7 protein-coding genes are annotated in these 7,663 nt (G+C 65.5%); 3 read left to right on the top strand and 4 right to left on the bottom strand.

Annotated elements, in window-relative coordinates:
• The 4 genes from Q0L57_RS00175 to Q0L57_RS00160 all read right to left on the bottom strand — a co-directional run.
• On the bottom strand, window positions 1-441 hold a 441-nt coding region (locus tag Q0L57_RS00175; protein WP_296736114.1), incomplete at its 3' end, for a substrate-binding domain-containing protein.
• Between the two features lie 218 nt (window positions 442-659).
• Window positions 660-1,694: an ABC transporter permease gene (locus tag Q0L57_RS00170; RefSeq protein WP_296736112.1), complete on the bottom strand. Its 1,035-nt coding sequence runs from the start codon at window positions 1,692-1,694 to the stop codon at window positions 660-662.
• Window positions 1,691-3,235, bottom strand: a complete 1,545-nt coding sequence (locus tag Q0L57_RS00165) for a sugar ABC transporter ATP-binding protein (RefSeq protein WP_296736110.1) — start codon at window positions 3,233-3,235, stop codon at window positions 1,691-1,693. Before Q0L57_RS00165 ends, Q0L57_RS00170 begins: the two co-directional genes overlap by 4 nt.
• Before the next feature lie 108 nt (window positions 3,236-3,343).
• A complete protein-coding gene (locus tag Q0L57_RS00160; RefSeq protein ID WP_296736108.1) occupies window positions 3,344-4,501 on the bottom strand; it encodes a fumarylacetoacetate hydrolase family protein in 1,158 nt (385 codons plus the stop codon).
• Between the two features lie 249 nt (window positions 4,502-4,750).
• Between Q0L57_RS00160 and Q0L57_RS00155 the strand changes: the two genes are divergently transcribed.
• From Q0L57_RS00155 to Q0L57_RS00145, 3 genes are all read left to right on the top strand, one after another.
• Entirely contained in the window at window positions 4,751-5,986 is a 1,236-nt protein-coding gene (locus tag Q0L57_RS00155; RefSeq protein ID WP_296736106.1) for an FAD-dependent oxidoreductase, read from the top strand.
• A gap of 93 nt (window positions 5,987-6,079) precedes the next feature.
• The gene (locus tag Q0L57_RS00150) at window positions 6,080-6,967 is read left to right on the top strand and encodes an ABC transporter permease (protein ID WP_296736105.1); all 888 of its coding nucleotides are present in this window, start codon (window positions 6,080-6,082) and stop codon (window positions 6,965-6,967) included.
• On the top strand, window positions 6,964-7,663 hold a 700-nt coding region (locus Q0L57_RS00145; protein WP_296736103.1), incomplete at its 3' end, for an ABC transporter permease. The genes Q0L57_RS00150 and Q0L57_RS00145, both read left to right, overlap by 4 nt.

The following is a 7,663-nucleotide window of genomic DNA, read 5'->3' as shown; positions in this document are numbered from 1 at the left end:
CTTCACCAGGCCCTTGTCGACCAGATACTGCGCCCAGTGCTTGCCGAAGGTGACATTGTCGCCGCCGACGTACGCGTTGAAGTTCGCCTTGGGGTCGGGGGTGTTGAAATTGATGATCGGAATGTTGGCGGCGCGCGCTTCCTTGGCGAGTTCCACCAGGCTGCCCGGATCGGGGCTGGTTGTGACGATGCCGTCAGCCTTGGCGGCGATCGCGGCGCGAACCGCTTCCTGCTGCGAGGCAACGTCGCCATTGTGGAATGACGTGTTGACCGTGTTGCCGGTGTCCTTCGCCCATTGCTTGGCGCCGGCCAGGAAGTAGGTCCAGACCGGGTCGGCCGGGCCGCCATGCGAAATCCAGTAGAATGTCTTGGCCTCGGCCATCGCCGGAATGGCGATTGCCGCGATCAAGCCAAGCACGAGCAGTCGTAGCCTCGAAAGCATTCGATTTCCTCCCATGTTGAAAACCACGTCCAGATCAGGCGCCATGCAAATCGCAAGGACCGCATCTCCTGCCAGCGCCGACTGGATGCTTTTAGAGCATTCCCTTTTTCGGCCGATGGCAAGCCTCCATCGCCAATGGATGTTGGCACAGGCGCTCGCGCCATCAGCAATCCCATCAGATCGCATCAGCCGTGGGGATATTTCTATGAGGCGGGGCTCTAGCCGCGCGGGACGGCATGCCTGCGATCGGCGCGCCGGTTGCGCCATGTCCTGCCGAGCCAGTCGACCGCCAGCGCAACCACCAGCAGGGCGCCGACGGCGAAGTTCGTCCATACGGCGTCGACGCCAAGCAGCGTCATGCCGCTCAGCACCATCTGGATGACCAGCACACCTGTGGCCGCGCCGATGACGCTGCCATGCCCTCCCGACAGCCTTGTGCCGCCAAGCAGCGCGGCGGCGATCGCTACGAGTGTCAGGCCGTTGCCGTCAGCGGGTGCAACAGCGCCATGCGCGCCAAGATGGATGATGCCGGCCAGCGCGGCTATCGCGCCCATCAGCGCCAGCGCCGTCAGCCGGACCTTGCCGGTGGCGATGCCGGCATGGGCGGCTGCCTCTGGATTGCTGCCGGTCGCCTGCGCCCGATACCCGAAACGCGTGCGGGTGAGCACGACATGCAGCACGAGCGCCAGCAGCACGAAGATCACGACCGTGGCCGGCACGCCACCGAAGGCCTTGCCGGAAAGCGCTGCGCGCGAATTGCCGTCTCCCGCAGGCAGGGCGATGGCCTGTCCCTTGCCAAGGACCAGCGACAGGCCGTCGATCATCCACCATGTGCCGAGCGTCACGATCAGCGCCGGCACGCGCAGCGTGAGCGCGACCAGCCCGTTGCCAAGGCCGATGACGGCGCCGAGCGCGATGCCGGCGAATGCCGACAGCCATGGGTCGGCCCCGGCCGTCATCAGCAGGGCAGCGGCAACTGCCGCAAGATGGAACACGGCGCCGACGGAAACATCGATCTCGCGCACGGTGAGCGCGAACACCATGCCGATGGCGAGCAGGCCGGGCAGGGCGGCCTGCTCCAGCAGCGAAATCAGATTGGCCGGTTCGAGGAAGGGGCGATGCGCCCAGCCAAGCAGCCCGACGAGAACGGCCAGCGCGACGACAATGCCGGTCTCCGCCGGCAGGCGCAGGCTCCGCCGTGGCTTGTGCGTGGCCGACCCCGCCAGTCGAGGAACGGTTTCGATCTTCGTCATGCCGCATTCCTTCGGCTTGGCGTGGCCTGTTCACTGGGGCCGACCGGTTTATCGCCATTGATCAGCCCGCGAACGGCAAGCGCATCCATGTCCGCGCCGGCCAACTCGCCGGCGATCCGGCCGCGATGGAAGGCAAGCACGCGATCGCAAAGACCCGTTAGTTCCGCCGGCTCGCTCGAATGCAGCATCACGATGCATCCGCTCGCCGCCAGTTGCCTGATCAGGCCGTAGATTTCCTGCTTGCTGGCGATGTCGATGCCGCGCGCTGGATCGTCGAGCAGCACGACCTGCGGCCCGATCTCCAGCCATCTGGCGATCGCTACCTTCTGCCGGCCGCCAGTCGAGAGCGAGCCGACCAGTTCGTGGGGGTCGCAGCGCATGCGCAGCGCCTCGATCTGTCGCGCCGCGCGCTCGCTGGCCAGTTCCGGCGAAAGCCAGCGCCGGCCCCAGTCGCGCGCGCCGACGATCACGCTGGACAGGTTGAAGGCGATGGATTTGTCGGCCATCAGATCGTCGTCGCCCTGTCGGCGGATGAGGCAAATGCCCCGCCGTGCGGCTTCCGGGCGACTCCTCGGCAGGCGGTCGCCATCCGGAAACCGCGCCTTGCCCTTGCGCGCCCTGCGTTGCCCGAACAGCATGGCAAGCAGGTCCGACACGCCGGACCCGGCGAGCCCGGCAAGGCCGACGATTTCGCCGGCGCGGGCGGTAAGGTCGATGTCGGTCAGCCTGCCGCCGCTCAATCCGGCGACCGTCAGCTGTGGCCGCAGCGTGCCGGCTATGTTCGACAGCGACCGCAAAGGCAGCGGGAACAGCGTCTGCCGCAATTGCCCCATCATGGCTTCCTCGGATGCCGTCAACTCCGAACGCGCCTTGGACAGCACGTCGCGGCCGTTGCGCATGAGAGTGATCTGGTCGGCAATCGCGAGCGCCTCGTCGAGCCGGCTCGTTGCGTAGAGCACCGCCATCCCCCGGGCCTTCAACCCGTTGAGCACAGCAAACAGCTTCTCGCTCTGGCCGCGATCGAGCGTCTCGCAAGGCTCGTCCAGGACGAGGAGCCTCGGATGTTCGAGAAGCGCTCGCGCTATGCCGACCAGCTGCCGCTCGGCCGCATCGAGCTCACTGAGCGGAGCGCGGACATCGGCGGCCAAGCCGAGTTGGCGCAGCAGATCGAAGCTGCGGGCCTCCATTTCGCGGCGCGAGACCAGACCGCCACGCAGCGGCTCGCGATTGACGAACAGGTTGGCGAGCACCGGGCGATCGGGAAAGAGCGCGGATTGCTGCTGCACAGCCCCGATGCCGTGTTTCCGCGCAATCTCAGGGGTGTCGAGGGCAACCTTCTTGCCGTCGATCTCGATCACCCCGCTATCGGGCCTCAAGATGCCGGCAAGCACCTTCACCAAGATCGACTTGCCGGCGCCGCTCTCGCCGACGACGGCGTGGATCGCGCCGCGCTCCGCGACAAGGCTCATATCCTCAAGCGCGACCGAGCCGCCAAGACGCCTGGCGACGCTGCGCACCGAAATCAACGGTATATCGGACATGTCAGCGGCCCCCCGACCGCGGAGCGATCTTGGAACGGATCGCGCCGGCAGTCACGGGGCATTCGCATAAAATTTATGTTGATAGCGGCGGCCTGCTTTCGCCGCCGCTCAGATCAGGTCCGCCCTAGCCAAATCGCGCATGAGATGGCTGGCGCCGTAGGTCCAGTGCGGGCAGTCCGGCGACAGCCTCACCCGGTTGACCAACGCGCCAAACTTCTCCGAAGAGATGGTGACGATGTCGCCGATCTTGTGGGTAAAACCCTTGCCCTTCTCGCCGCGATCCTTCGACGGCACGAACATGGTGCCAAGATAAAGCGCCAGCCCGTCGGGATACTGGTGATGCGGTCCCATGGCGGCCTTCACCAGCTCTTCCGGCGAGCGGCTGATTTCCGCCATGGAGCTTGCGCCCTCCAGCGAGAAACCGTCCTCGCCCTCGACGCTCAGCCGCACCGTGGCGCGCTTGACATCCTCGATGGAGAAGGTCTCGTCGAACAGCCGGATGAACGGCCCGAGCGCCGCGGACGCATTGTTGTCCTTGGCCTTGCCGAGCAGCAGGGCCGAGCGCCCTTCGACATCGCGCAGATTGACGTCGTTCCCGAGCGTGGCGCCGACGATGCGGCCCGAACTGTCGGCGATCATGGCGATCTCCGGTTCCGGATTGTTCCAGGTGGAGACGGGATGCAACCCGACATCGGCGCCGAAGCCGACGGAAGCCATTGGCTGGCACTTGGTGAAGATCTCCGCGTCCGGGCCGATGCCGACTTCCAGATATTGCGACCAGGCACCGCGCTGGATCAGCTTGGCCTTGATCTCCATCGCCTCAGGCGAGCCGGGCTTGAGCTTCGAGAGGTCGTGGCCGATCAGCCCGGCGATATCGGCGCGGATCGCGTCTGCCTTTTCCGCCGAGCCGCGCGCCTGCTCCTCGATGACGCGCTCGAGCAGGCTGACGACGAAGGTGACGCCGGAGGCCTTCACCGCTTGCAGGTCGACAGGGGAGAGCAGGAAAGGCTGCTTCGCGTCGCGTCGGGCTTCGAAGCTGTTCGCCGCGATGTCCGCGAGCGCGCCGATCGGCTTGCCCTTGGCCGAACGGACGTGCCCGGCCGGGTCCTTCAGCTCGCAGAGATCGCGTACCGTGGGCGCCACGCTCGACGTGATGTCGATGACCTGGCCGTCGCGCACCGAGACCACCAGCGGATGGGACGCCTCGCTGGTCCTGACCCGGCCGATGAAAAGGCCGTCGGAGGGCAGGCGGGTTTGGTCGGCCATGGCGGATATTCCTTCCTCGATTGCGCGCGGCACTTTCTCCGGATTTCGCCGACACGTCCATCCTGTTGATGGCAATCCTTCATGGGGCCAGCCATGCGCTTGTCCCCAGTCCTGCCCATCGGGTGGCCCAGTGAACCGGTCTTTCAAATGTATGAAATAGCCAATAGGATTTTCACAAAACGCTAGCGCCTTAGGTGATACTTGCCCGCAGCCTTTTCCGATCCCGTCTGGCGCAGGCCTGAGACGACGATGGCATTCACGCCGCAGCTTTCGACCGGCGGTACGCTTGACGCGATCATCGTCGGCGGAGGCATCATGGGCCTGTCGACCGCCCTGCACGCGGCGCGCGCCGGCCTCTCCGTGCAAGTGCTGGATGCCGGTGCGATCGGGCAGGGCGCCTCGGGCTTGAATGGCGGCCAGGTCATTCCCGGCCTCAAATACGATCCGGAATGGCTGCTCAGTCATTTCGGCAAGGAGCGGGGCGAAGCCCTTGTCGACTTCGCCGCTTCGACCGCCGACGCGGTGTTCGATGTGATCCGCGACGAGAAGCTCGCGGTGCCCTTCACCCGCAACGGCTGGATCCAGGCCGCGCACACCGAGGCCGCTTTGGCGGCGGCAGCGAACAGGGATCGCCAATGGCGGGCGCGCGGTGCCGATGTCAGGCTGCTCGACAAGGCCGACATCGCGGCGATGACCGGCGCCAAGGGCTATCTCGGCGGCTGGCTCGACCGCCGCGCCGGTGTCATCGATCCGCTCTCCTACACGCTGGAGCTCGCACGCGTCGCTTCAGTCGCCGGCGCGAAGGTCGCGGAACAGCAGAGGGTGGTTAAACTTGGCAAGGAAGCCGGATTTTGGCGGGTTTCAACGCAAGCCGGGGCTGATTTGCGCGCCAGATCGGTCGTGCTTGCGACCAATGCCTACACCGACGGTCTGCTGCCCGGCCTCGCCCGGACAATCGTGCCGCTGCATTCCTTCCAGATCGCCACCGCGCCGCTGCCGGCTTACCTTGCCGCGAACATCCTGCCCGGCGGGCAAGCGGTTTCCGATTCCCGCCGTATCCTGATCTACTACCGGAAGAGCCCCGACGGCCGGATGGTGCTCGGCGGTCGCGGTCGCCTGTCGTTGCCTTCGAGCGCCGCCGATTGGGCACACTGCGAGCGTGCGCTGGTTCGCCTCTATCCGACGCTTGCCGGCATCGCGATCGAAAAGCGCTGGTACGGCCGCGTTGCGATGACGCCGGATCATCTGCCGCACCTGCATGAACCGGACAAAGGCCTGCTCGCCGTGGTCGGCTGCCAGGGCAGAGGCGTCGGTCTGATGAGCGCGCTCGGCAAGCGCATGGCAAGTTATCTGGCTAGCGGAGACGCCAGCCAATTGCCGTTCCCGCTGTCGCCGATCCGGCCGATCCCGTTCCACGCATTCCGCCAGGTCGGCGTCGCCGCGACGATCGCCTGGTACCGGACGCTCGACGCGTTCGAACGCTGATGTCGAAGCGCGCGGCGCAACAGCGATTCAGCTTGACCATTTCATAAATATGAAAAAGAATTAGTCAATTTCAGAAATTCGATGGGCGGTCCAATGTCTTCCATCGTCGCAACACGGCCATTGCCGGAAACCCGCATCTCGCCGGTGTTCCGCTTCGCCATGCTGCTGCCGGGCGGGCTGGTCACCCTCTTCCTCATCCTGTTCGCGCTGGGCCTTGTGATCTTCCTCGCCTTCAGGGGCAATGACGGCTCGCTGCTCGGCGTCGGCCTGACGCTGTCCAACTTCGTCACGGTGGCCACCGATCCGCTCTATTGGACGGTGACGCTGCGCTCGCTGGTCATCGCGGGCCTGGTGACGCTGGCGACCGTCATCACTGCCTATCCGGTCGCCTATTACCTTGCCTTCCATGCCGGGCGCCGGCGCAACCTGCTGCTCTTCCTGGTCACGCTGCCGTTCTGGACCAGCTATCTGCTGCGCGTCTTCGCCTGGAAGGTCGTGCTTGCCTATAACGGCGTGCTGAATTCCGCCTTCATCGAAACCGGCCTCTGGTCGGAGCCGACGCTGGCCTTCCTCAACACGCCGGCCGCGGTGGTGGTGACGCTCGCCCACGCCTACGCGCCCTTCGCCATCCTGCCGATCTATGTGGCGCTGGACACGATCCCGAAATCGCTGCTCGAAGCCGCGTCCGACCTCGGCGCGCGGCCCTTCACCAGCTTCCGCCGGGTGGTGCTGCCCAACTCCATGCCGGGCGTGCTGGCTGCTGCGCTTGTCGTTTTCGTGCCGACGGTCGGCGACTATGTCACGCCGGCCATGGTCGGCGGTCCGGCCAGCACCATGATCGGCACGCTGATCCAGTCGCAGTTCGGCAAGGCCAATGACTGGCCGTTTGGCGCCGCACTTTCGGTCTGCGTCATGCTGGTCATCCTCTGCGTGGTCCTCGTCGCGCGCGGCGCCGACCGCAGATTCGGCAGCCGCGCATGAGCAAGGTACGAACGGACACCAACACGGGTGGCCGTTGGCTCGGCCTCTATGTGCTTGGCTATCTGGTCTTCCTCTATCTGCCGGTGCTGCTGATACCTCTGTTCTCGTTCAACAACTCCATTCAGGCCGCATTTCCGCTGCAGGGATTCACGCTTGACTGGTATCGCACGCTCTACGGCAATCCGGCGCTTTCCGGCGCGCTTGCGAACAGCCTGGTCATAGGTGCGATCGCCGCCTCCGGCGCTACGCTCTGCGGCATCACTGTCTCCTATATGGATCTTTACGGCCGCTCGCCGCTTGCGGCGACGATCAGCACCGTCGCCCGGCTGCCGATCCTGATCCCTGGCGTCATCGTCGGCATATCGCTCTTGATCCTGGTCAATCTCATCGGCCTCGGCCCATCGCGCGTTTCCATCGTGCTCGGCCATATCCTCGTCGCGCTGCCGACGACGGTTGTCGTCATGCGCAGCCGCTTCGCCGCCATCCCCAAGACGATCCGTGAAGCCGCCCTCGATCTCGGCGCCTCCGACTGGACGACGTTCCGGCGCGTCATGCTGCCACTCAGCCTGCCCGCCGTGCTGTCGGCCTTCATGCTCTCTTTTCTGATCTCCTTCGACGAGTTCATCGTCGTTTTCTTCCTGGCCGGCACCGAGCCGACGCTGCCGCTCTACATCTGGAGCCAGCTGCGCTTCCCGC

This window comes from Mesorhizobium sp. (genome assembly GCF_024509055.1).
In the GTDB taxonomy this organism is placed as follows: domain Bacteria; phylum Pseudomonadota; class Alphaproteobacteria; order Rhizobiales; family Rhizobiaceae; genus Mesorhizobium.
Note: the sequence above shows the minus strand (reverse complement) of the source record. Positions and strands in the feature narration are given on the sequence as shown.

Bases quoted from the DNA above. Each gene is read 5' to 3' on its own strand.
- Q0L57_RS00170 (WP_296736112.1), bottom strand. From the start codon at position 1,694: ATGACGAAGATCGAAACCGTTCCTCGACTGGCGGGGTCGGCCACGCAC.
- Q0L57_RS00165 (WP_296736110.1), bottom strand. From the start codon at position 3,235: ATGTCCGATATACCGTTGATTTCGGTGCGCAGCGTCGCCAGGCGTCTT.
- Q0L57_RS00160 (WP_296736108.1), bottom strand. From the start codon at position 4,501: ATGGCCGACCAAACCCGCCTGCCCTCCGACGGCCTTTTCATCGGCCGG.
- Q0L57_RS00155 (WP_296736106.1), top strand. From the start codon at position 4,751: ATGGCATTCACGCCGCAGCTTTCGACCGGCGGTACGCTTGACGCGATC.
- Q0L57_RS00150 (WP_296736105.1), top strand. From the start codon at position 6,080: ATGTCTTCCATCGTCGCAACACGGCCATTGCCGGAAACCCGCATCTCG.